This is a genomic window from Nonomuraea muscovyensis (assembly GCF_014207745.1).
GTDB lineage: Bacteria > Actinomycetota > Actinomycetes > Streptosporangiales > Streptosporangiaceae > Nonomuraea > Nonomuraea muscovyensis.
Genome location: NZ_JACHJB010000002.1, coordinates 1031068 through 1051845, shown reverse-complemented (window position 1 = coordinate 1051845; position 20778 = coordinate 1031068). Strand labels below are relative to the sequence as shown.

At 69.9% G+C, this 20778-nt stretch carries 23 protein-coding genes; 8 read left to right on the top strand and 15 right to left on the bottom strand.

Translation table 11 applies throughout. From position 1 onward, the window contains the following. Positions 1 to 11: 11 nt before the first annotated feature. From pflA to FHU36_RS21460, 5 genes are all read right to left on the bottom strand, one after another. On the bottom strand, positions 12 to 788 hold the full coding sequence (gene pflA, locus FHU36_RS21480; RefSeq protein ID WP_185085720.1) for a pyruvate formate-lyase-activating protein: 777 nt from the start codon (positions 786 to 788) through the stop codon (positions 12 to 14). Next, entirely contained in the window at positions 785 to 3031 is a 2247-nt protein-coding gene (gene pflB / locus FHU36_RS21475; protein ID WP_185085719.1) for a formate C-acetyltransferase, read from the bottom strand. The genes pflA and pflB overlap by 4 nt, the downstream gene beginning before the upstream one ends. A 105-nt stretch (positions 3032 to 3136) precedes the next feature. Then, the gene (locus tag FHU36_RS21470; RefSeq protein WP_185085718.1) at positions 3137 to 4177 is read right to left on the bottom strand and encodes a zinc-dependent alcohol dehydrogenase family protein; all 1041 of its coding nucleotides are present in this window, start codon (positions 4175 to 4177) and stop codon (positions 3137 to 3139) included. A gap of 302 nt (positions 4178 to 4479) precedes the next feature. Next, positions 4480 to 5304 carry an alpha/beta hydrolase gene (locus tag FHU36_RS21465; RefSeq protein WP_185085717.1) on the bottom strand — a complete coding sequence of 275 codons (825 nt, stop codon included), beginning with the start codon at positions 5302 to 5304 and terminating at the stop codon, positions 4480 to 4482. A gap of 83 nt (positions 5305 to 5387) precedes the next feature. Further along, positions 5388 to 6065: a hypothetical protein gene (locus FHU36_RS21460; protein ID WP_185087767.1), complete on the bottom strand. Its 678-nt coding sequence runs from the start codon at positions 6063 to 6065 to the stop codon at positions 5388 to 5390. A gap of 21 nt (positions 6066 to 6086) precedes the next feature. Between FHU36_RS21460 and FHU36_RS44680 the strand changes: the two genes are divergently transcribed. Then, positions 6087 to 6563 carry a hypothetical protein gene (locus FHU36_RS44680; RefSeq protein ID WP_246502524.1) on the top strand — a complete coding sequence of 159 codons (477 nt, stop codon included), beginning with the start codon at positions 6087 to 6089 and terminating at the stop codon, positions 6561 to 6563. A gap of 121 nt (positions 6564 to 6684) precedes the next feature. On the opposite strand, the gene FHU36_RS44675 is transcribed toward FHU36_RS44680, so the two are convergent. The 6 genes from FHU36_RS44675 to FHU36_RS21430 all read right to left on the bottom strand — a co-directional run bounded on the left by FHU36_RS44675 (position 6685) and on the right by FHU36_RS21430 (position 11222). Beyond that, a complete protein-coding gene (locus FHU36_RS44675) occupies positions 6685 to 7134 on the bottom strand; it encodes a hypothetical protein (protein WP_246502523.1) in 450 nt (149 codons plus the stop codon). Between the two features lie 5 nt (positions 7135 to 7139). Beyond that, positions 7140 to 7880 (bottom strand): ABC transporter ATP-binding protein, encoded by a 741-nt coding sequence (locus tag FHU36_RS21450; protein ID WP_185085716.1) that lies wholly within the window; start codon positions 7878 to 7880, stop codon positions 7140 to 7142. Continuing rightward, complete coding sequence (locus FHU36_RS21445) at positions 7877 to 8410, bottom strand: PadR family transcriptional regulator (protein ID WP_185085715.1); 534 nt, start codon at positions 8408 to 8410, stop codon at positions 7877 to 7879. The genes FHU36_RS21450 and FHU36_RS21445 overlap by 4 nt, the downstream gene beginning before the upstream one ends. 151 nt (positions 8411 to 8561) lie before the next feature. Beyond that, positions 8562 to 9053, bottom strand: coding sequence for a hypothetical protein (locus FHU36_RS21440; protein ID WP_185085714.1), 492 nt, complete (start codon positions 9051 to 9053; stop codon positions 8562 to 8564). Continuing rightward, positions 9050 to 10540 (bottom strand): ATP-binding protein, encoded by a 1491-nt coding sequence (locus tag FHU36_RS21435; RefSeq protein WP_312891727.1) that lies wholly within the window; start codon positions 10538 to 10540, stop codon positions 9050 to 9052. The genes FHU36_RS21440 and FHU36_RS21435 overlap by 4 nt, the downstream gene beginning before the upstream one ends. A gap of 7 nt (positions 10541 to 10547) precedes the next feature. Continuing rightward, the gene (locus FHU36_RS21430) at positions 10548 to 11222 is read right to left on the bottom strand and encodes a response regulator (protein ID WP_185087507.1); all 675 of its coding nucleotides are present in this window, start codon (positions 11220 to 11222) and stop codon (positions 10548 to 10550) included. 191 nt (positions 11223 to 11413) lie between these two features. On the opposite strand from FHU36_RS21430, the gene vanY-N reads away from it, so the two are divergent. After that, complete coding sequence (gene vanY-N, locus FHU36_RS21425; protein WP_246502522.1) at positions 11414 to 12226, top strand: D,D-peptidase/D,D-carboxypeptidase VanY-N; 813 nt, start codon at positions 11414 to 11416, stop codon at positions 12224 to 12226. A 2-nt stretch (positions 12227 to 12228) separates the two neighbouring features. After that, entirely contained in the window at positions 12229 to 13569 is a 1341-nt protein-coding gene (locus FHU36_RS21420) for an aspartyl protease family protein (RefSeq protein ID WP_246502754.1), read from the top strand. Between the two features lie 120 nt (positions 13570 to 13689). Here the strand turns inward: FHU36_RS21420 and tnpA are convergent, their stop codons facing one another. Further along, positions 13690 to 14106, bottom strand: coding sequence for an IS200/IS605 family transposase (gene tnpA, locus FHU36_RS21415; RefSeq protein WP_185085711.1), 417 nt, complete (start codon positions 14104 to 14106; stop codon positions 13690 to 13692). A 22-nt stretch (positions 14107 to 14128) separates the two neighbouring features. Here tnpA and FHU36_RS21410 point away from each other — a divergent pair, with 22 nt between their 5' ends. Further along, a complete protein-coding gene (locus tag FHU36_RS21410; protein ID WP_185085710.1) occupies positions 14129 to 15364 on the top strand; it encodes an RNA-guided endonuclease InsQ/TnpB family protein in 1236 nt (411 codons plus the stop codon). 48 nt (positions 15365 to 15412) lie between these two features. Here FHU36_RS21410 and FHU36_RS21405 read toward each other — a convergent pair whose 3' ends face one another. After that, complete coding sequence (locus FHU36_RS21405) at positions 15413 to 15757, bottom strand: hypothetical protein (RefSeq protein ID WP_185085709.1); 345 nt, start codon at positions 15755 to 15757, stop codon at positions 15413 to 15415. Positions 15758 to 16113: 356 nt separating this feature from the next. On the opposite strand from FHU36_RS21405, the gene FHU36_RS21400 reads away from it, so the two are divergent. After that, a complete protein-coding gene (locus FHU36_RS21400; RefSeq protein ID WP_185085708.1) occupies positions 16114 to 17037 on the top strand; it encodes an endonuclease/exonuclease/phosphatase family protein in 924 nt (307 codons plus the stop codon). Between the two features lie 15 nt (positions 17038 to 17052). Next, positions 17053 to 17190, top strand: a complete 138-nt coding sequence (locus FHU36_RS21395) for a hypothetical protein (RefSeq protein ID WP_185085707.1) — start codon at positions 17053 to 17055, stop codon at positions 17188 to 17190. A 130-nt stretch (positions 17191 to 17320) separates the two neighbouring features. Here the strand turns inward: FHU36_RS21395 and FHU36_RS21390 are convergent, their stop codons facing one another. After that, complete coding sequence (locus tag FHU36_RS21390) at positions 17321 to 17935, bottom strand: TetR/AcrR family transcriptional regulator C-terminal domain-containing protein (RefSeq protein WP_312891726.1); 615 nt, start codon at positions 17933 to 17935, stop codon at positions 17321 to 17323. Positions 17936 to 18182: 247 nt separating this feature from the next. Here FHU36_RS21390 and FHU36_RS21385 point away from each other — a divergent pair, with 247 nt between their 5' ends. Then, complete coding sequence (locus FHU36_RS21385; RefSeq protein ID WP_221496502.1) at positions 18183 to 19151, top strand: NAD(P)-dependent alcohol dehydrogenase; 969 nt, start codon at positions 18183 to 18185, stop codon at positions 19149 to 19151. A 95-nt stretch (positions 19152 to 19246) separates the two neighbouring features. Next, the gene (locus FHU36_RS21380; protein WP_185085704.1) at positions 19247 to 19723 is read left to right on the top strand and encodes a DUF6326 family protein; all 477 of its coding nucleotides are present in this window, start codon (positions 19247 to 19249) and stop codon (positions 19721 to 19723) included. 158 nt (positions 19724 to 19881) lie between these two features. On the opposite strand, the gene FHU36_RS21375 is transcribed toward FHU36_RS21380, so the two are convergent. After that, complete coding sequence (locus tag FHU36_RS21375; RefSeq protein ID WP_185085703.1) at positions 19882 to 20661, bottom strand: class I SAM-dependent DNA methyltransferase; 780 nt, start codon at positions 20659 to 20661, stop codon at positions 19882 to 19884. Positions 20662 to 20778 lie beyond the last annotated feature (117 nt).

Here is a 20778-nt window from a genome sequence, read left to right as displayed (position 1 = left end):
CTTCGGCGGAGTCAGGTGGTGGGCACTCCGTGGCGGTGGAACTGATCGTGTACGCGGGCCAGGAGATCCTCGTCGGGGGGTGGGGTGTCGGCCAGGGGGAAGGGAAGGCCGAGTCGCCGGTACTTGCCGGTGGCCATGCGGTGGAAGGGCAGGACGTCGACGCGCTCGACGTTGCCCAGGCCTGACACGAAGCGGGCCAGGCCGTCGATGTCTGCCGGGTCGTCGGTGAGCCCGGGCACCAGGACGAACCTGATCCACGTGGGGCGGCCGAGGTTCGCCAGGCGGCGGGCGAAACGGAGGGTGGGCTGGAGCGGGCCCCCGGTCACGCGCCGGTAGGTGGCCGGGCTGTAGGACTTGATGTCGAGCAGGACGAGATCGGTGTCGGCGAGCATGGCGTCGGTGGCGCGCTCGCCCAGGAGGCCGGAGGTGTCGAGCGCCGTGTGCAGGCCGCTGTCGCGGCAGCGGTGGAGCAGGTCGGCGGTGAAGCGGGGCTGCAGGAGCGGTTCGCCGCCGCTGATCGTCACGCCGCCGCCCGCGACGGTGATGAAGCGCCGATAGTTGCCGATCTCGGTCATCACCTCCTCGGTGGTTACGGGGTGGCCGTCGCGCATGTGCCACGTCTCGGGGTTCTGGCAGTACAGGCAGCGCAGGGGGCAGCCGCTGGTGAAGACGACGAAGCGGGTGCCCGGGCCGTCCACGCCGACGGACAGGTCCCAGGAGCTGATGACGCCCGTTGCTGCCGGTGCGGGCTCGGTGGTCGGAGGCGGTACCGCCTGGCAGGGGTTCACAGTGATCCGTGGAAGGTTCGGTTGACGACGTCCTGCTGTTGTTCGGGGGTGAGGCGGACGAAGTTGACGGCGTAGCCGGAGACGCGGATGGTCAGCTGCGGGTAGCGGTCGGGGTGTTCCATGGCGTCCAGGAGCACGGCGCGGGTGAGGACGTTGACGTTCATGTGGAAGCCGGCTGCGTCGAAGTAGCCGTCCAGGACGCCGACCAGGTTGTCCACGCGTTCGGCCGCGGTGCGGCCGAGCGCTTCGGGGGTGACGGTGTTGGTCAGGGAGATACCGTCGAGTGCTTGGTCGTAGGGGAGTTTGGCGACCGACAGGGCGGAGGCGATCATGCCGTGGCGGTCGCGGCCGTTGCCGGGGTTGGCGCCGGGGGCGAAGGGCTCGCCGGCGCGGCGGCCGTCGGGGGTGTTGCCGGTGTGTTTGCCGTAGACGACGTTGGAGGTGATCGTGAGCACGGACTGGGTGTGCTCGGCGTCGCGGTAGGCGGGATGGCGGCGGATCTTGGCCAGGAACGAGCGGACCAGGTCGACGGCGATGGCGTCGGCGCGGTCGTCGTTGTTGCCGTAGGCCGGGTAGTCGCCGTCGATCTCGTAGTCCACCGCGAGGCCGCTACGGTCGCGGATGACCTTGACGTGGGCGTACTTGATGGCCGACAGGCTGTCGGCGGCGACCGACAGCCCGGCGATGCCGCAGGCCAGGGTGCGCTTGACGGGGTAGTCGTGCAGGGCCATCTCGAGGCGTTCGTAGGCGTACTTGTCGTGCATGAAGTGGATGATGTTGAGCGCGTTGACGTAGGTCCGCGCGAGCCAGTCCATCATCCGGTCGAAGGCGGCCTTGACCTCCTCGTAGTCGAGGACGTCGCCGGTCAGCGCGGGGTGGGCCGGGCCGACCTGGGCGCCCGTGATCTCGTCGCGGCCGCCGTTGATCGCGTACAGGAGCGTCTTGGCCAGGTTGACGCGGGCGCCGAAGAACTGCATCTGCCGGCCGACCGGAGCGGCCGACACGCAGCAGGCGATCGCGGTGTCGTCGCCGAGCCGGGGGCGCATGAGGTCGTCGCTCTCGTACTGCAGGGAGCTGGTCTCGATCGACAGTCCGGCGCAGAAACGTTTGAACGGCTCCGGGAGCTGCGGGGACCACAGCACGGTGAGGTTGGGCTCCGGTGCGGGGCCGAGGTCGCGCAGCGTCTGCAGGTAGCGGTAGCTGGTGCGGGTCACCAGGGGGCGGCCGTCCGCGCCGATGCCGCCGATCGACTCGGTCACCCAGGTGGGGTCGCCGGAGAAGAGCTGGTCGTACTCGGGGGTGCGCAGGAAGCGGATGATGCGGAGCTTGATGACGAAATCGTCGATGAGCTCCTGCGCCTGTTCCTCGGTGATCCGTCCTTCGGCGAGGTCGCGCTCCAGGTAGATGTCGAGGAAGGTGGAGGTGCGGCCGAGGGACATGGCCGCACCGTTCTGCTCCTTGACGGCGGCCAGGTAGGCGAAGTAGAGCCACTGGACGGCCTCGCGGGCGGTGGTGGCCGGTTCGGAGATGTCGTGGCCGTAGGAGGCGGCCATCCGCTTCAGCTCGTCCAGTGCGCGCAGCTGCTCGGACAGTTCCTCGCGGTCGCGGATCACCGCGTCGGTGGCCGAACAGCCGTCCAGGGAGCGCAGGTCGGCGTGCTTGTCCGCGATCAGCCGGTTCACGCCGTACAGGGCGACGCGCCGGTAGTCGCCGATGATGCGGCCGCGGCCGTAGGCGTCGGGCAGGCCGGTGATGACGCCGGAGCGGCGGGCGGCCAGAATCTCGGGGGTGTAGGCGTCGAACACGCCGTCGTTGTGGGTCTTGCGGTACTTGGTGAAGATCTCCTTCACCAGCGGGTCGAGCGTGAAGCCGTACGCGGCCAGGCCGTTCTCCACCATGCGCAGCCCGCCGGCGGGCATGATGGCGCGCTTCAGCGGCGCGTCGGTCTGGAGGCCGACGATCAGCTCCCGGTCGCGGTCGATGTAGCCGGGGCGGTGCGAGGTGATCGATGAGGGAGTCGCGGCGTCCACGTCATGGATCCCGCGCTCACGCTCCTCGGGGAACAGGGCCGACACCGCCGTCCACACGGCTCGCGTCCGCTCCGTCGGCCCCGCCAGGAAGCTCGCATCGCCCTCGTAGGGGGTGTAGTTGGCCTGGATGAAGGCGCGTACGTCGATCGTTGAGCGCCAGTCCGCGCCCTGGAAGCCGCGCCATGCGTCGACCTCGACCGCGGTGACCGTCATGATTACCCCTTGTTGTTAGTGAATGTCCGATCTCACGCTCGTCGCCCGAGCGCGGGATCACGTCGTTGCGGCCGTAGCTGTGGTGGTGCGGGTCCGTCTCGCCCGTCAGGGGCGGGACAGGACCACCTTGAGCGCTCCGGTCGACTTCGGGTCGGCGAAGGTCTCGTAGGCGGCGGCCATGTCGTTCATGGCGAAGCGGTGGGTGATGAACCCGGTGGGGTCCAGCCGGCCGGCGGCGATCATGTCGAGCAGGGCCGGGGTGGAGTAGGTGTCGACCAGGCCGGTGGTGATGGTCAGGTTGCGGATCCACAGGTCCTCCAGATGGAGGATGGCCGGTCGGCCGTGGACGCCGACGTTGGCCACGTGGCCGCCGGGACGCACCAGGCGGGTGCACAGCTCGAAGGTCTCCGGGATGCCGACGGCCTCGATGGTGACGTCCGCGCCCAGCCCACCGGTCAGCTCGGCGATCGCGGCGGCCGGGTCGTCACCGGCGCCGACGACCACGTCCGCGCCGAGCCGCTTGGCGGCTTCCAGCCGGGCCGGGGCGGGGTCGACGGCGATGATGTGGCTGGGTGTGAAGAGCTGGGCCGTCGTGATCGCGGCCAGGCCGATGGGGCCGGCGCCGACGACCGCGACGGTGTCGCCCGGCCGTACACGGCCGTTGAGCACGCCCACCTCGTAGGCGGTGGGCAGGATGTCGGCCAGCATGAGCGCCGCCTCGTCGGAGACGCCTTCGGGCAGCAGATGGGTGGAGGTGTCGGCGAAGGGGACGCGCACGTACTCGGCCTGGGTGCCGTTGACGCGGTGACCGAGGATCCATCCGCCGCCACCCAGGCACTGGCCGAACATGCCGGTGCGGCAGTAGCGGCAGCGTCCGCACGCCGAGATGCACGACACGAGGACGCGGTCGCCCGGTTTGACGGTGGTGACCGAGCTCCCGGTCGCCGTCACGGTGCCGACCGCCTCGTGGCCGAGGATCGTGCCCGGCCGCACGGCGGGCACATCGCCTTTCAGGATGTGCAGGTCGGTGCCGCAGATGGTGACCGCGTCCACTCTGACGATCGCGTCCGTCGCCTCGGCCAGTCGGGGATCGGGAGTCTCCTCCCAGGAACGCTGACCCGGTCCGTGGTAGATGAGTGCCCGCATCGTGCCTCCTCGTCGGCTTTCCTCGTCCACGCTCGCTCTTCCACGCTCGCTCTTCCACGTTCGCCGGTGACGGGCCGCATCGGCCAGGGACGAAGGTCACTGCACATCGTGGCTTTGGCCTTCGGGAGATCGTGGGCGGCGACGACCGGGACGGCTGCGAGCCGCGGCGGCGTCGCCACGGGGTCAGAGCACTTGGGCCGGCACAGGGCTTCTACGTCGTCGGGGCGCAAGGTCCGCTGGTGGACGGTGAGGTGGAGCGGGCTCGGCGTGCGGGGACCGCGGCACCTGACACCGCGCCTGCCTCATGGGCACCGTGCCAAGAAGCTCAAGATCGTACGTGCCAGGGTCACGCGATGGTCCGACAACGCGTGGTCGGTCGCGAAGAGGTGGTGTTCGAGGTGTTTGACGGGCTGCGCCTGGTAGGCCGCGACGACGGGGTCGTGATGCACGTCGTTGGGGGTGACGGTGTCGAGGCTGGTGCCGATCAGGAGCACGGAGCGGTCCGCCAGTCGTGGTGCGAGCACGGCCAGCCGCCACGAGTCGCCGGCCGCCTCCATCTCGCTGACGAGCGCCTCCCCGCTGGTGCCCCGGAGAGGACCCAGTTCGCCGGTGAACGCCTCGACATAGCTTGCCCGGACACTCGGGTCGGCACGGCAGAGCGCCGCTACCGTGCCGAAGTCGAATGCGGCCACTGAGGCGACCGCGGCGACGGACGGTTCGGCCGCCGCGGTCATGAGCGCGGCGAAGCCGCCCATGCTGTGGCCGATCAGCACCAACCGCCGCGGGTCGAGCCGGTGAGCCGCGGCGAGGCCGTGCAGTCCGGCCACGACCGCTGCCGTGTCCTCCAGCACGTGCCCCCACGACCACGAGCCGCCGACGCCCCACGAACCGCGGTAGTGGAACACCAAGGACGCGTAGCCCGCACGGCGCAGCACCTGGGCGAGATCGAAGTTGCGTTCGTCGCCGGGGAATCCGTGCAGCAGCACGACGACAGGATGCGGCCCCCGGCCTGCCGGCACGTGCAACACACCGAGCAAGGATGCGCCCCCGCTGGTGAAGGTCAGTGCCGGCGTGCTGGCCGGGAAGTCAGGGTCGTGCGGAGGGTCGGCGGCAAGCGGGTCAAACACGGGAAAGCTCCCCAAGGTCGAACCGATCGGTACGATCCGAATACGTTAGCACCGGATCGAACCGATCGGTACCATCTATCGGATCATGCCTGCTCGGCGTCGGCCGCGTTGGGCGGGACCGGCTCGGCAGCGACCGCGTTGGGCAGGAACAGCGTCCCGAGTGCCAGCCCGATCAGCCCGGCGACGACCGGCGCGCCGGTCCACAGCTCGGGCACCGCGGGCAGGCCGCCGCCGGTGGCCGAGGCGATCCCGATGTACAGCGACCAGGTGGCGAAGGCCGACAGCCCGGCGAACGCCCAGTAGGCGGCGCGCCGCTCACCCGACGGCCGCAGCCGGCGGATCAGCAGGTCGCTCACGAGCCCGGCGGCCACGAACGACAACAGGATCGGCAGGTTGCGGAACGCCGTCTGAGCGCCCGGCATGAGCGCCATGATCGTGTACATGACGGTCACCGAGCCGAACGGCAACAGCCAGCGGCGCAGCAGGAACAGGACCGGGCTGAGCATGACGACGTTGGTGACGACCATCGCCACGGCCAGCTGCTCGGTGCCCGGCCCCACCGCCACGCGGGCGGCGCCCCGCGGGGCGCCGCCCGCGTTCTGCAGCATGGACAACGCCCGGACGATGCCCTCGGGGCGGTACTGCGAGGCGTCGCCGTACGACAGGAACAGCGACACCAGCGTGGTGGCGAACGCGAGCCCGAGCAGCGCAGGCAGCAGGCGGGCGAGCGAGGGCGGGCGCCGAGATGGGTGGCGTTCCACGCCGAGCGCAGCGGTGTCGTGATGATGAGCATCATCGTCACGACGAGGCCGAGGTGTGACGGGCTGAAGAAGATGTCGATGGTCGTCTCGATGCCGAGGATGGTGTGCCACATCATGTCCAGGTACTCGGTGAGCAGGACGGCGGCGATCAGACCGGGGGTGGCGCCGACGGCCTTGAGTAGCCCGGCCCGCCGGGTCCGCTGGACGGCGCGGCCCGCGGCCAGTGCCGCCACCCCGGTGACGGCCAGGAAGCTGAGCAGCCAGCTGCCGAGGACCAGGATCGGCTGGGCGCCCCTGAGGATGACGGCGTCCTGCTCGGCTGCGAACTGCCAGGAGTGGAAGTTGATCCTGACGTCGGAGCCGCGGTGGGCGTGGCGGAAGGATTCGGTGGCGGCGGGGTCGCGCAGCTTGAGGTCCATGGCCGTCGTCACCGGCAGATCGTGGGAGGAGGCCAGGGAGCGGGCGTCGGAGCGGGTCATCCAGGCCAGGCCGCTGTAGTCGCTGCCGCCGCCGTACGGGCCGATCTGCTGTGCCCAGGGGTAGATGGAGGTGGCCGCGGTGACGGCGATCCCGACGACGGGGTAGGACCGGCCGGCGATGGTGACGTGGTCGCCGACACCTACGCCCAGCGCGGTGGCGAAGCCGCGCTCGAGGACAGTGCCGTCGGAACGCACCCACTGCCCGGAGTCACCAACGGCCGGTTGAGCGCGCCGGGCTTCTCGGCGAAGCCGTGCACCACCACCGGGGACGCCGTGGTGTCGCGCGTGGTGAGATCGGCGTAGACGATGCGATAGAGGCCATGGTGGGCGACCACTTCGGGAGCGTCCGCCAGCTCGGCCAGGGCCGGGGTCACAGCGGGGCCCGTTTCGCCGGACAGCGCCACCACGTCCGGCCCGGCGGTGGCCGCGCGGGTCTGCTCGTACAGCGTCCTGCTCGTCCCACTGAGGGACAGGCCCAGAGCCAGAGTGACGGTGGCGGTAGTCACCGCGAACAAGAGCATCGCGACCTGGGACGGGTACCGGCGAACGTCGGCGAGCACCAGGCGCACGACGAGCACGATGGAGCCCACGATGTTCAGTCCTCCAGCCTGATCAGGTCGCCGAGCCCGCGCGTGGGGGAGCCGGCCAGCCGGGTGTCGTCGACGAACATCCCGTCGCGCATCGAGACCAGCCGATCCGCCGTGGCCGCCACCCGCTCGTCGTGCGTGACGATCACGAGGGTCTGCCCTGCGGAACGCAGCTCCTGGAAGATCCTCAACATGTCGAGGGTCGCGGCGGTGTCGAGGTTGCCGGTCGGCTCGTCGGCCAGGAGGACCAGCGGGTCGTTGGCCAGCGCGCGGGCGACGACGACCCGCTGACGCTGCCCGCCTGACAGTTGCGAGGGCAGGTGCCGGCCACGGTCGGCGAGCCCAACCCGTTCCAGCAGCAGGCTCGCTCGCCGCCTGGCCTGGCGGCGCGAGCGCCCGGCCAGCAGCGCGGGCAGCTCCACGTTCTCGGCCGCCGACAACTCCTCCACCAGATGGAAGGCCTGGAAGATGAACCCCACCGACTGGCGCCGCAGCCGCGCCAGGGCCCGCTCGCTCAAGGTGTCGATGCGCCGCCCGGCCACCCACACCTCCCCACCGGTGGGCCGCTCCAGGCCACCCAGCAGGTGCAGCAGAGTGGATTTCCCGCAGCCGCTGGGCCCCATCACCGCCAGTGTCTGCCCCTGAGGCACCTCCAGGTCGACCGCGTCCACCGCGCGGACCCGGGTCTGCCCCTGACCATGTTGCTTCACCAGGTCGCGGACCCGGACCACAGCACCCGACACGTTCATGCACCCTCAACTTCGTCATCGACCTTGGACCAGGCCCGCTCGCAGACCCCCAACCAGCGCAGGTCCGCCTGCAGCCGCAGCACGACCCCTTCCAGCAGCAGGCCGGCGCCCGACCCCGCCGGCTCGGCCAGAGCCGCCTGCTGCGCCTCACGCAGGCGGCGCAGCAACTCACGGCGCTGCGCCGCCACCAGCTCGACCGGGTCGGCCAGCCGGGCCGCGGCTGCCGCGACGAGCTTGAGATGAAACTCCGCCAGATCCGGTTTCGGCCAGCCCACCTCGGTCAGCCAGGCGGCCACCCGCTGCTGCCCGGCCGGCGTCAGCGCGTAGACCTTCCGCTCCGGCCGTTCAGGCAGGCCATCGGCCCGCTCGCAGACCACGAGTCCCGCCTTTTCCAGCCTGGCCAGGGTCACATAGATCTGACCGGGGTTCATCGACTCGCCCAACGGGCCGAGACTCTGCCGCAGCCGAGCGCGTAGACCGTATCCATGCGTCGGCTCCTTGGCGAGCATCGCCAGCACCGCGTCCTGCACTCCATCCCCTAACGGTTAGCCGATAGCTAGCGGTTAGCCATAAGAGATGTCAAAACCGGGGTTGGGGAACCTGCGGCCAGCCGTTGGCGGGACCCGCGAGTAACTTAGCTGGACGCATTGGCAGGTCGTCCTGCGTTGATCATTTCCGTCTTTATGGCGGGCAGCTCCTGGGGCCGACGCTCTGCCCGGCGCCGACGACCGTGACCTGGGCGGAGCGTTCCGGCGGGCGCGTCGCGGCGACGACCGTACAGACGATCTGGTCGACGGCCAGTGCCGACAGTTCGTCTGCCGGGGTGGCTACGGTCACCACCAGGCGGTCCACCCGTTCGGTGCTGACCGAGAACGGGGCGGCATCGCGCGGGATGTCGGTGGTGAGCCCTTCCGCCTGTTCGCTCGGCGTGGGTCCCTCCGCCAGCAGCATGAGCGCGTTCGCTTGGGATGGTCCACGAGCGGATCGCCGCGTCACCGTGCTGAGCCGGCCGTCCTTCACCAGGTAGAGGGTGATCTTCCAGGTAGGTGCGACGGATCCGCTCGGCGGGGCGCCCGCGGGGATGGCGTCGCTGGGTTGCACGCCGCAGCCGGCCACGGCGAACAGCGATACCAGGCCCGCGGCGAGCACCAGGCGGGCGAGCCCGGGCCTCACTGGGGGCCTCCGTCCAGATCGCGCGGCAGGCGCAGCGTGAACCGGGCGCCGCCGTCCGGGACGTTGCTGACGGTGAGGTCGCCCCGGTGCAGACGGGCGTTCTCGAGCGCGATGGCGAGGCCGAGGCCGCTGCCCTCGGACCTGGCCCTGGCCGCGCTGGCCTTGTAGAACCGGTCGAACACACGCGGCAGCACCGCCTCGTCCAGCCCCGGTCCATGGTCGCGGACCTCGAGGGTGACCCAGTACGGATCGGCGGCGAGCCGTACCGACACAGGAGGCTCGCCGTGGCGCAGGGCATTGCCGACCAGGTTCGCGAGGATGACGTCCACCCGGCGCGGGTCCAGCCGGGCCGTCACCCCGGCGGGAAGCTCGGTTTCGACCGACTCCGACCAGCCCCGGCTACGCAGGGTGGCGCGCACCAGCTCGGCCACGTCGACCTCGTTCAGCGCGAGGGCAGCGACGCCGGAGTCGAACCTGCTGATCTCGATGAGGTCGTTCACCAGCCCGGTGAGGTTGAGCGTCTCCTGGCTGACCAGCCGGGCGGCCCTGCCGGCGGGCTCGGGCAGGTGGGCCGCCTCCTCGTCGAGGACGTCGGCGACCGCGGCGAGCGCCGCCAGCGGGGTGCGCAGCTCGTGGGACACGTCGGCGACGAACCGGCGGGCGTCGGCCTCCATCTGCCGCAGCTGCTCGACGTGCCGTTCCAGCTCCGCGGCGGTGTTGTTGAACGTGCGTGCCACGTCGGCCAGCTCGTCGGAGCCGGTGACCGCGATCCTAGTCCGCAGCTCGCCCTCGCCCAGCAGGCGCGCCGCCCTGCCGAGCTCGCGCACCGGGCGCAGCACGCCACGGGTGGCCAGCAACGCCAGCACGACCGCGAACGCCAGGCCCGCCCCGCCGGTGAGCCAGGCGAAGGTGGCGAGCCGGCCGATGCTGCGCTGTTCGGGCTGCAGGCTGTGCAGGACGTAGACCTCGATGCCGGACATCCGCGCCGTCCCGTCCGGCTCGGCGATCAGCAGCGGCGCGCCGATGAGCAGGTAGGGCGCGCCCGGCCACACCACCACGCGTTGCCACGCGACATTGCCGCCGGCCACCTCGCGTCGCAGGGACAGTGGAAGCATCTCGGGATCCACGACCGGCGTGTTACCGCCCTGCCTGCGGAGCCCCGCCGAGCCCCCCGGCGGGTCGGCCGGCGCCGGGTCGCCTGTGGAGTACGCCCCGCGGTAGATGGCCATCGCGCGGACGTTTCCTTCGGTCATCTTGTTGGCGATACCGCGGAGCTCGTCCGGGCCGGGCTCCGCACTCCGCAACGGGAAGAGCCCCTCCAACTGGCTCTTCGTCGCCAGCACCGCGGCATCCTGGGCTCGCTGGAGGATGTCGTTGCGGGCCGCGACGTAGATCGCGCCGGCCACCGCCGCCGCGGTGACCACGCTCAGCAGCGCGAACGCGGACAGCAGCCGCGGGCGCAGCCCCAGGCTCGGCCGAGGTGCCACCGGCGGCTCACACCGGCCCGAACCGGTACCCGAACCCACGCACCGTCTGCACATAGACGGGCGCCGCCGAGTCGTCCTCGATCTTTGCGCGCAACCGCTGCACGCACGCGTCCACGAGGCGCGAGTCGCCGAAGTACCCGTGCTCCCACACCGACTCCAGCAGCTGCTGGCGGCTGTGCACGCGGCCCGGCGTGGCGGACAGCTCGAGCAGCAGGCGCAGCTCGGTCGGGGCGAGGCTGACCGGCTCGCCGCGGTTGGCGACCACCAGCCCGGCCCGGTCGATGGTCAGGTCGCCGTGCCGCTCCAGCTCCGCCTGGTCCCGGCCGATGCGCCGGAGCACCGCGCGGATGCGCGCCTCGAGCACCCTGGGCTGCACCGGCTTGACCACATAGTCGTCGGCGCCCGCCTCCAGCCCGACCACCACGTCGATGTCGTCGCCGCGCGCGGTCAGCATGATGATCGGCACCTCCCCGGCGGCCCGGATGCGGCGGCAGACCTCGAACCCGTCCATCCCGGGCAGCATGAGATCGAGTATGACGACGTCGGGAAGGTCTGTAAGCAGCCGGTCCAGCCCCTGCTCGCCGGACTCCACCGCGCGCACCCGGTGCCCGTGCCGGCTCAGGGCCAGCTCAAGGCCCTCCCGCACAGCCGGGTCATCCTCGATCAACAACACCCGCGACACGCCGCCGAGTTTCACCGTACGCTCCGTAACTCGCCCGCCGGTCAACCCAATCTACTGTCGGCCAGCAGCGTTCTCGCCTTGTCAGCGCCGTGTCATGGTTGTGTCACGGTATCCCCGGGCGGCGCAGCCGTCGAGAAACGCTGACATTCAGCGGACAACCCGCGCACGTTCGCCGCCGATCGTGGTTCGTCATGAGCGAACCACGGACCATCCCCTCTCGGCCCCGAGACCGGCTGTTCGCCGCGGTCACACTGGTGCTCGCGGTGCTCTTACTGCCCGCGGCGTTCGTCCGCCGTCCCGGCCGCGCCCGCGAGCTGGCCTGCCGCTGGGCGTTGCGGTTGCGATTCCCCGCCGAGAACCTCACCGGGCTCACCGACGGCGCCCTGGCGGCGTTCACCGCGGCGCGCACCGAAGCACTGTGGCGTCACCGCCAGCTCATCGGCCTCACCTCGGGATACCGCGAGCCCCTCATCCAGCAGCGGATGTTCGACGAGGAGGTGCGCCGCTCCGGCTCCCCGGCCGCAGCCCGCATGCTCGTGCTCCCGCCCGCGGAATCCAACCACGTCAAGGGCATCGCCCTGGACGTACGCCCGCACGAAGGGGCGCGCTGGCTCGAGGAACACGGCGCCCGCTACGACCTCTACCGCATGTACGAGAACGAGTGGTGGCACTTCGAATACCGCCCGGACTGCGGCGGCACGCCACCACGACGGCGACCTCACCCCGGTGCCGGCTACGCGTGGTGCTGGCCGGACCACGTCTCCAGCGGGCGGCAGGTGCCGATCGCCAGCGTCACCAAGGTGATGACCGCGACCGCCGCCAAGCTGGCCAGGCAGGCGATGAGTTCCAGGTCGAAGTCGGATCCGCCGTGGAAGATCGGGTCTGTCCCGGTCTTGGCGTTGATCACGGAGAAGAGCGTCACCTGGACGCGGTCGACCAGGCCGGCGGCCATCAGCGCCCGGTCCAGCGTCAGGCTGCCGTACGAGCTGCAGCAGTTCACGTGAAGATGACCAAGAATAAGGAGAAGGCCTTGGTTAATGACGGAGTGTGGGACCGGCGTTCGCTGCTGCGGGGCGCCGCCGTGCTGGCCGGCGCGGCCGCGACGGCGCCGCTGTCGGGTGGGGCGGCGCCGGCCGGCAGCGGTGACGCGGACGCGCTGTTCAAGGCTGGGAAGTTCGAGCAGGCCGGCCGCGCGTATGAGGAGATTCTGAAAAAGGATCCCAAGAACCTGCTCGCGGCCCGCCAGCGCGGCCATGTCGGGCTGCTGTCCAACCGGTTCCCCGACGCCGAGAAATACCTCAAGATGGCCCTCAAGCCGGCGCCCGACGACAAGGAAACCAACCAGCTCCTGGGCGACTGCTACATCCGGCAGGACAAGTTCGCCCTGTCCGCACCACACTGGAAAGCGGCCGGCGAAGAAAACTACGCCAAGTGGTTCGCGGCAGTCCGCGGCGAGGCGTATCAGGTCCACGGCGAGACCGCGCGGGTGACGTTCCAGCAGATGGACCCGATGCCGCTGGTGGAGGCCTCGGTCAACGGCGGACCGACGAAGCGCTTCACGTTCTACACCGGCGCCCCGAATCTGAGCGTGCGCGCGTCGGTGGCCAAGGAGGCCGGGCTGCGCCCCGTCGCCAGTCAGGAGGCCGATTTCGGGGGCGGCACCGTGTTGGCGTACTGGGGGATCCTGGACTCCTTCAAGCTGGGCGGCATCGAACTACGCAACATCCCCGTGAGCTGGTCGGCAACGGAGTCGGGCGAAGATGTCGACACCGACAGCGACGGCCTGATCGGCATGTGGGTCTTCTACCACTTGCTGCCCACCTTCGACTACGCGGGCCGGCAGCTGATCCTGCGCCGCCGCACCGCCGAAACGGCCAGGAAGGCACGCGCCGCCGCCACACGGGCGGGCGCCGAACCCCTGCCGCTGTGGCTGGCCCGTGAGCAATACCTGCACAGCACGGGCAGCTTCGTCGGCGCCACCGGCTCCCGCACAGGGGTGGTGGGCGTGAACTTCGGCGGAGTCGGCGAGATCGCCGCGGGCGTGCGCGGGAAAACGGCCGAGCAGTTGGGGATCCGCACCGACTACGACCGCCAGATCGGGACTTTTGCCCAAAGCCACCCGGCCGTCGTCTACCCCTGCTACCCGAAGGAAATCCGCCTCGGCAACGCCGTCGCCAAGGAGGTCTACTGCTACACGAACCCAAACCAGCCGGTCAACGTGCCCTGGCCCTATGGGACAGGGTTCGACTCGATGGGCTGGTTTTCCCACTGCTTCTGGAAGCCCTACAACATCACCGTCGACTTCACCGGCATGAACCTCTACATCGCCCGCGGCAAGGCCGCCTGATCACCGCTACCGGAATCGTCGGTAGTGCTCCGGCCTTCAGGCCGGGGGTGAAGCCGACCGTCCCGCGTAGCGGGGCAGGGATAGCCGATTCGCCGCCAGGCGGACCGGCGTCCACCTGACTCACAGGGGCCGGTTCTGCTGCTCGATGTACTGGCGCAGGACACTGATCGGCGCTCCACCCACTGAACCGGCGAAGTAGGAGCCAGACCACAACGTGTTCGCCCGGTAGGAGTGGGCGGCCAGTTCGGGGAACTCTTGCCGCATCCGCCTGGAGGAGACGCCCTTGAGGCTGTTGACCAGCTTGGACAAGGCGATCTTGGGCGGGAAGTTGACCAGCAGGTGGACGTGGTTGTTCTCGCCGTTGAACTCGGCCAGGCCGGTTTCGAAGTAGGCGCTGACCGCTCTCATGATCTCTTCCAGGCGGGTCAGGTGGGTGTCGGTGAACACCCGATACCGGAACTTCGTCACGAAAACCAAATGAGCGTGCAGGACGAAAACACAGTGTCTGCCGGTTCTGATATCGCCGTACTCGGCCATAAACCAACTGTAGGATGATCGAGTGCAGTTGCGGTACTCCTACCGGATCGACCCGACCCCCGGCCAGCGGATCGACCTGGCCAAGGCATTCGGGTGCGCCCGCGTGGTGTTCAACGACGCGCTCGCGCTGCGCAATCACGCTCATGAGCAAGGACTGCCGTTCCTCACCGACGCCGACCTGTCCCGCGCTGTGATCACCGAGGCGAAGAAGACCCCGCGGCGGGCCTGGCTGGGCGAGGTGTCCGCCGTGGTACTCCAGCAGGCCCTGGCGGACTGCACCACCGCGTTCCGCAACTTCTTCGCCTCTGTCTCCGGCGGGCGCAAGGGGCCGAAACTCGCGCCGCCCCGCTTCCGGTCCCGCAAGGACAACCGGCAGGCGATCCGGTTCACCAAGAACGCCCGCTTCTCGATCACCGCGCAGGGCAGGCTGCGCTTGCCGAAGATCGGGGATGTGGCGGTGCGCTGGTCACGGGAACTGCCCGCCGAGTCGTCGTCGGTCACGGTCTTCAAGGACGCGGCCGGGCGATACTTCGCCTCGTTCGTGCTCCAGGTGACCCAGACGGCGTTGCCCGAGACCGGCGCCGAGACGGGCACTGAGACCGGCACTGAGACCGGCGCTGAGACGGGGATCGACCTGGGGCTGGGGCACTTCGCCGTCCTGGCCGACGGCACCAAGGTGTCCTCGCCGAGATTCCTGCGCCGTGCGGAGAAGAAGCTCAGGAAACTCCAGCGGGCGCTGTCGCGCAAGCAGAAAGGATCGAGCAACCGGGCCAGGGCCCGCCTGCGGGTTGCCCGCCAGCACGCCAGGGTCGCCGACGCGCGCCGCGAGTTCCACCACCAGACCTCCACGCGGATTATCCGCGACAACCAAGCGGTGTATGTGGAGGACCTGGCGGTCAAGGGACTGGCCCGCACCCGGTTGGCCAAGAGCGTCCACGATGCCGGGTGGTCGGCGTTCGTGGGCATGCTGGAGTACAAGGCGAAGCTGTATGGCAGGTACTTCGCCAAGGTCGGCCGGTTCTTCCCCTCCTCCAAGCTGTGTTCGGCGTGCGGTGTCGTCGCCGAGGCGATGCCGCTGTCGGTGCGGGAGTGGACCTGCCCGTGCGGGGTCACCCACGACCGGGATGTGAACGCCGCGATCAACATTCTCGCCGCCGGACGAGCGGAGAGACAAAACGCCTGTGGAGATCAGGTAAGACCCGGATCCGTCCGGGCACAGATCAGCGAAACAGGAAGCCGGGGAAGTGCCGCCGCGTGAACGGGACGGCACAGGCCAGAATCTCCGGGCTTCAGCCCGGAGAGCGCGTCAATGCACCGGGATCGGAAGCCGGTACAGCAGCGTGCAGGCGACGCTGAGGTAGAGGACCGCCCGTAACAGCCGGACCGGCCTGTCGTTGACCGCCCGCGTGCCGGCCGGCCGGCCGCGCAGCACCTGCCAGTAGGCCCAGCCCTGCAGGACTCCGCCCGCGACCATGAGGAGCTCCACCCGCCAGGTGTAGGGCACGAAGTCCGGGTCCCACCCGCCCGTGACGATCTCGCGCAGTAGCGCGGGTTCGCCGGTGGCCAGCGCGAGGACGCCGGACACGACGACCGCGGCCACATAGATGGCGGCGAACAGCGTGGCGATTCTGCCGAAACGATAGCGGCGCACTGAATTACCCTCGGGCACGAGCGGACAGGATCCGAACAAAGGCGCCCAACCCTAGCGAGCCGCCACCGAAACGATCAAGCGCCGTCATGGATCTACAGTCTTGGTCCATGACCTGCGCGCCTCGTGGGCGCACCACGAGGCCCGCGCGATCGAGTTCGCGGCCGTTTCGGCTGCTGCGAGGTCTCCAAGCCGCCACAAACGGGCCGTGCGATGCCCGCAGGCGCTGCCGGTGGAAAGGCTCATTTCAGGTGCAGCATGCCGGTGAAGTCGTCGACACCGAACGTCGTGCGAGCGCTTGGCACCCGCGCGTGAACGCCTATCGGGCTTGGCGGCGATACAGGGACGTGCGTACATGGATGAGCTGGATCGCCGTTGTGCCGTTCGCCGGGTGGGCGCTGGTGCGGCTGAGCGGGTTCGAGCCGGACTGGCCGTGGGTGCCGGTGGTGGCGTACACGCCGTACGCGGCGGCCGGTGCCGTGGCCGGCGTGGCGCTGGCGTGGGTGCTGAGGCGGCGGGCGGCGGGGGTGGTGGGGATCGCGGCCGTGATGGCATTGGGGAGCGCCGTCGTGCCTCGGGCCTTCGCCGACGGCAATCCGGCTGCGAACGGGCCGGTGTTGCGGGTGCTGGCGGCCAACCTGATGGTGGGCCAGGCGGACACGGACCAGCTGATGGCCCTGGTCGGCCAGATACGGCCGGATGTGCTGACGCTGCAGGAACTCACCCCGGAGGCCATGCGGCGGCTGGAGGACGCGGGCGTGCGTGAGAGGTTGCCGCACGCCGTCACGCGGCCGTTGCCGGGGGTCGGTGGGTCCGCCGTGTACGCGAGGTATCCGCTGACGGCCGGGGAGATGATCAAGGTGGGTGCGTTCGGGCAGGCCAGGGCATGGTTGGCGCATCCCGGCGGGGACCGTGTGGAGATCGTCTCCGTGCACCCGTGCGCGCCCAAACGCGTCGGCCGGCAACCGTGCTGGCAGGGTGGCCTCCACGCGTTGCCGCGAGGCGGTGGGCAGCTGCGGCTGCTGGCGGGGGACTTCAACGCCACGCTCGACCACCTGCCGATGCGTGAGCTGCTGGCATCGGGGTATCGGGACGCGGCCGACGTCATGGGGCGCGGATTCACGGCGACCTGGCCGCAGGCGCTGGGCCGAACGTGGCGACTGCCCGGCGTGACGATCGACCACGTGCTCGTGGACTCACGGATGGCGGTGCGAGACTTCCGCGTGCTGCGGTTGAGGCACACCGATCACCGGCCGATCTTCGCCGAGGTCAGGCTCCCGTGACGACCGCCATGACAATTGACCGGCACGGCAGCCTTCTTCACATCTGAAGTCGCCCTCGCTGTCGCCGGCCACTGCAGCTTCACCCCGCCCGACCTCGACTCCGATGGTCGCCGCGCCCTGCGCGACCCGGGCACCGACGACGGGCAGATGTGAGCCGCCCGGCCGGCGGGTGTCAATCCCCAACCAAGTTCAACTTTTTGGCCCCTGGTCGCAAGTTCGTCAGGAAACCCCTTATGGATCGGAACTGCGGTGCAGGGGGCCGCGCGACGGTCCGCGAGCGTCGCTATGCGGAGGCTCTCAGGGGCTCGAGGGCGGCTAGGACGAGGTCGAGGCCGAAGATGAACTCCTCCGCCGGGTCGTAGCCGGCAGCGATGAGCGCGGCGGCGGACTCGTTGAGGAAGGGGAACTCGTCAGGAGGCAGCTGGGGCAGGAAGACGTCCTCGGTCATGTCCGCGAACTCATCGGCGGTGTCGAACTGCAGGCTGGCTTCCTGCAGGGCGAAACCGTAGACATAGCTGTTGAGCAACCAATTGGCGTGCGTCGCCATCACAACCGAGAAGCCAGCCCTCCGCAGGCAGGCGGTGACCGCCTCGCGGTGGCGGAGGTTCGCGGGCCCCGGCGATGTCCGCGACTCCATCAGGCCGATCGCCCACGGGTGGCGCGCGAGAACCTGTCGGGCGGATACCGCCTCCCGTCGCATCGCCGACTGCCAGTCGGTCTCTTCGGGCGGGAGCTCGATCTCCTCGAAAACGACGTCGATCATGGCGTCCAGCAGCTCCTCCTTGCTCGCCACGTAGTAGTAGAGCGACATCGCGCCCGCGCCGAGCGCGCCGGCCAGCCGGCGCATGCTCAGTCCGTCGACCCCCTCGCGGTCGGCGAGCCGGACCGCCTCGGCCACCACCCGCTGCTTGCTCAGCCCCGCGTCTGACGCGACCTGGTGTTGTTCCCTCGCAGACACGGTTCTCCTCGCTCTCGAACGGCTTGACAATCGTACAGCGTACTATCATAGTACGGCGTACGAAGTACGGTGTACGAGCCTGCGAGAGTCGCAGCTCGGACGTGAGGAGGCTGCGGTGGGAATCGAACAGCGATCGAAGGCCGGAGCACGCCTGGCGCCGGGGGCGAGTCCGGCCAGGGCGGCGACGATGCGGGCCGCCGTCCAGTACCGCTACGGGCCGCCCTCAGTGCTCGAGTCGTCCGCCGTCGGGCTACCGCTGCCCGGTCGAGGCGATGTGCTCGTCCAGGTCGGCGCAGCCTCGGTGCATCCTGGCGACTACTTCGTCATGACCGGTGAGCCGTACGTGGTGCGCCTGGTGTTCGGGCTCCACCGGCCCCGCCACGGCATCCCCGGCAGGGACCTCGCCGGCGTGGTGGCAGCGGTCGGGAAGGATGTCACCGCTCTCCGCCCCGGCGACGAGGTGTTCGGCTGGAGCACCGCTGGAACGCTCGCGGAGTACGCCTGCGTCCCGGCGGACAACCTCGTGTCCACGCCTGCAAACCTGTCGGTCGTGGACGCGGCAGCGGTGCCCACGTCGGCCATGACGGCGTTGCAGGCATTGCGCAAGATCGCGAACGTTCAACCGGGCCAGACGGTGCTGGTCACGGGCGCGTCGGGCGGCGTGGGTTCCTTCGCCGTGCAGATCGCCAAGGCGTTCGGCACCGAGGTGACAGGTGTGTGCAGCACCCGCAACGTCGACTTGGTCCGGTCGCTCGGGGCCGACCATGTCGTTGACTACACGGAGACCGACTTCACCCGCACCGAGAAGCGCTACGACGTCATCCTCGACAACGTGGAAGCCCAGCCCCTGGCTGCTGTCCGCCGAGTGCTGACGCCCACCGGCACCCTCATCCCCAACAGCGGACGCGGCGGCCGCTGGCTCGGGCCCCTCGGTCGGATCGTCAAAGCGCGCGTGCTGTCCGGGTTCACCCGTCAGCAGCTGAAGCCCTTCACGTCGGTCGGGAAGCGTCAGGACCTGCTTACTCTGGCCGACCTGCTCACGAGCGGGCAGGTCACGCCCGTCATCGACCGCACCTACCCCCTCGACGAAGCAGCCGACGCCCTCCGCTACGTCGCGGCCGGCCACACCCGAGGGAAGGTCGTCGTCACCGTCTGACGACCGGACCGACGAAACGACCCAACCCGTGCGTATGCACGCCCAGACCTGCCGCCACTCCGGCGGACGGACCGCTCCTGTCGAAAGAAGAACCGATGACCATCCGAACAAGATCGCCGAACCTGCTCGACAACCCGCCGATTCCCGTGCAGGCCAAGCTCGCCGCCGCATGGACCAGCTTCATGTTCCTCTACATCTACGTCGACTACTTCCACCTCTACAAGCCTGGCGCCATCGACGACATCCTGGCTGGCGTCGTCGTCGGGTTCGACATCAGCCCGACGTTGTTGACCATGATGCTCGCGTCCGTGGCGATCCCGGCCCTGATGGTGATGCTCTCCATGACGCTGCCCACCCGGGTGAACCGCGCCACGAACCTCGTCGTGGCATCGCTCTACATCCCCTACTCGGTGGTCAACGCGGTAGGGGAGTCCTGGGACTGGGCCTCCTTCTACGGCCTCTCCATCGGAGTCGAGGTGCTGCTCCTGGCCTTCATCCTGCGCTCCGCCCGGACATGGCCTCGAACCCCCGCCGTCCCGGCAGGTCCCGCGACGACCGACCTTCGACAGTAGGTATCCGTGTAAGCGCGCCTCGGAAAGTCCTGCCGCGTGAAGCCCGCCGCCGCGGACACCGCCGGCCGTGACCAGCTCAGTCGCCGTATGCGCCTTTCTCGCCGCCACCGACGCCTCCGACCACACCGCGCTGAGCGAGCCCGCCATCCCGGCCGACGTCAGCCGGCCCGGCGGGCGACGTACAGGATGCGGTCGTGGTCGGTCTCGTCGGCCGGGTCCCGCGTCGACGTCCCCACCAGCCCGTGGGCGGCCACGACGTGCAGTCCGGACTGCTCGGCCACCTTGCGCACCGTCCGGTCGGAATGGTGCTGCTGCACGTGGCGCATCGACAGCCGCTCCCAGCCCGCGCCGTTCCGTTCGAACAGGTCGAACTGCGTGACCACGACTGCGTCGGCCTCGATCCGCGGGGACTCTGCGAACCAGGCCACGTACCGGTTGCCTCGGTCGGCGACAGTGGGGACGCTGAACATGCGGCGGTAGTAGCCGATGGTGTTCAGGTCGAAGACCAGTACCCCGTCCTCGGCGAGCTGGTCGCGGGCGGCCGTCAGCGCCTGTCGCAGCTGGTCCGTGCCGGTCAGGTACGCCATCGGCACGTCTACGCAGGTGACCACGTCGAAGCCGGTCAGCCTGGGTGGGGGCTCCTGCAGCCGTCCCACCAGGAACCCGATCTCCTCGGCCCCGGGCCGGCGGCGGGCCATCGCGACCATCGCGGGGGACAGGTCGTAGCCGGTCACCTCGAACCCGCGCTCGCGGAAGGCCACGCTGCTGCGGCCGGTTCCGCAGCCGGCGTCCAGCAGGCGCCGACCGCCTGGCCCGTACCGATCGACCGCCTCCACGAAGCGGGCCACGAGGCTGGAGGTGTCCATCCGCGCGTTCAGCTCGTCGTAGCGGGCCGCGATGCTCTCGTAGGCGGCCAGCGTCTCATCCACCTGCGACATGGGTGCCTCCTGGGTGCGGGTGTCCCGCCTCGTCGGGAGCGGAGCCGTGCCGGGCCGTCGGGCCCGGCACGGCCGCCGGAGATGGACTACCAGATGAACCAGGCCTGCCGGTTGATC